The sequence below is a fragment of the Microcystis sp. LE19-84.1B genome (assembly GCF_027531875.1).
GTDB lineage: Bacteria > Cyanobacteriota > Cyanobacteriia > Cyanobacteriales > Microcystaceae > Microcystis > Microcystis panniformis.
On record NZ_JAPZSR010000466.1, the window covers coordinates 1 to 1873 of the forward strand.

Sequence of the window (1873 nt, forward strand, 5' to 3'; positions counted from 1 at the left end):
AAGCGCAACAAAAATAATTATGAATCGTTATATTATTGCGCCTTCAGCCAGTCAAGATTTAAACAAGATTGCCGATTATTTTTTAGTAGTAAATATTGAAGCAGGTGAAAAACTATTCAGAAAATTTTACAAAAAGTGTCAACAATTAGTACAATTTCCCAAGTTAGGACGCAGCTATAGTCATATTAAACCATCATTGAGAGGTTTACCTTTAGATGGATATATTATTTTCTATCGAGTAATTAATGAAACGGTGGAAATTTTAAGAATTGTTAATGGTCGTCAAGATTTAGATGCTTTATTCTCTGAGATAAAATAAAGGTTGAATGATGCAATTCATCTGCATAAAAACGTGCCATCCCCTAAACTGCCTCATTCTGCTCAATGAGCAAATCAATCTCATCTTCATGAGCTGCCGCATATACCCAAGCATTAGCTAAATCCGTAGCCTTAATAGTCGGATAACTTGTTAATAAATCAGCATCACTATAACCAAGACGACGAGCTTCTACTAACACCCAAACTGGAATTCTTGTATTGGCAATGCAGGCTTGTCCGCCGCAAACTTTAGGCGTTTTCTCAATTCCCTGCCAATCACCACCAAGACTTTGAGCAAGTAACTGGATTACCTGCACTTTTTCCCTAGGTTTGAGGGCAAGAAGTTGCTCTTCTAACTCTTTGATGATCACAGGCTTAAATCCTCATAAAGTTTTGGACAATTATCCTTAATCATTTTACCAGAAAATTTGGTTTGAAAACCTCCCACTATTCAGTTAACAGTGAACAGTTAACAGTTCTCAGTTAGATTGAAACAAGCGAAATCCAAAATCAAACTAGGTGTTTTTTTGATTTCAATAATATGTCATTTAGATGCACAGCAGCTTATTAAGTTATGATACTACAATGGCACTCTCGAAAAAACAGCGAAAAATTCTGGACCAAATCTTCGAGCAGCCCGTCCGGTCAGATGTTGTCTGGACGGATATCGAATCGCTGCTGGAGGCACTGGGAGCAGAAATATCCGAAGGTAGGGTGTCGCGGGTGCGGGTAGCCCTTAAGGGAGTTAGAGCCGTCTTCCATCGCCCCCATCCTCGTCGGGAAACGGACAAGGGGGCTGTAGTATCAGTGAGGCGCTTTTGGCTCTTCGGTTTGTGTTATGCAATGGACAGGGGTTATAAGGGATGGAACCCTTATATAGAAAGGCATTTAGCGATTTTTGTTAATTGTTTTTTATCTAGAGCGAACTAATCAATTAAATCTCTTGCCAGATAAGGATTTAGTCGATTTATGCCCCCCTATCGAACCATACCAAGTAACGAAGAACCACAAAACCCAACCCAATTCTTTAAAAGTGTTGGGTTTCACTATCGTTCAACCCAACCTACGCTCTTTTCATCTCATCGGTAAAACCGAGAGCCTTCAAGCCGACATTTTAGGTAATAATGAAACAGGACACTCGACTTAACCCTTAACCTTATAAAAATTATCATGAATATTCAACTAAAACCCAATCAAGAACAATTTATCCAAAAACAGTTAAAAAGTGGCAGATTTAATAATTCAGAACAAGTCATAGATACCGCTTTTTACTTGCTAGAAATCCTCGATCAAGATTACTTACAATGGGTAGAAGAAACTCGTCAACAAATTGACGTTGCCATAGCAGAATTAGATAATGGAGAGGGATTAGATGGAGAAAAAATCATAAATGATATACTCGAAAAATTTAAAGAAGCGCAACAAAAATAATTATGAATCGTTATATTATTGCGCCTTCAGCCAGTCAAGATTTAAACAAGATTGCCGATTATTTTTTAGTAGTAAATATTGAAGCAGGTGAAAAACTATTCAGAAAATTTTACAAAAAGTGTCA

4 protein-coding genes are annotated in these 1873 nt (G+C 37.4%); 3 read left to right on the forward strand and 1 reads right to left on the reverse strand.

The window, feature by feature from the left end; all coding sequences use genetic code 11:
* The coding region (locus O9324_RS25915; RefSeq protein WP_288141705.1) for a type II toxin-antitoxin system RelE/ParE family toxin at positions 1-319 on the forward strand (319 nt) is incomplete at its 5' end.
* 43 nt (positions 320-362) lie between these two features.
* Here the strand turns inward: O9324_RS25915 and O9324_RS25920 are convergent.
* Positions 363-689, reverse strand: coding sequence for a DUF433 domain-containing protein (locus O9324_RS25920; protein WP_002772039.1), 327 nt, complete (start codon positions 687-689; stop codon positions 363-365).
* Positions 690-903: 214 nt separating this feature from the next.
* On the opposite strand from O9324_RS25920, the gene O9324_RS27625 reads away from it, so the two are divergent.
* Together O9324_RS27625 and O9324_RS25930 are read left to right on the forward strand one after the other, a co-directional pair.
* Entirely contained in the window at positions 904-1248 is a 345-nt protein-coding gene (locus O9324_RS27625; protein WP_288141706.1) for a type II toxin-antitoxin system HicA family toxin, read from the forward strand.
* A gap of 240 nt (positions 1249-1488) precedes the next feature.
* Entirely contained in the window at positions 1489-1749 is a 261-nt protein-coding gene (locus O9324_RS25930; RefSeq protein ID WP_287627803.1) for a ribbon-helix-helix domain-containing protein, read from the forward strand.
* The last annotated feature ends 124 nt before the right edge of the window (positions 1750-1873 follow it).

Excerpts from the sequence above, each read along its gene's own strand:
- O9324_RS27625 (WP_288141706.1), top strand. The coding sequence starts at position 904 with ATGGCACTCTCGAAAAAACAGCGAAAAATTCTGGACCAAATCTTCGAG.
- O9324_RS25930 (WP_287627803.1), top strand. The coding sequence starts at position 1,489 with ATGAATATTCAACTAAAACCCAATCAAGAACAATTTATCCAAAAACAG.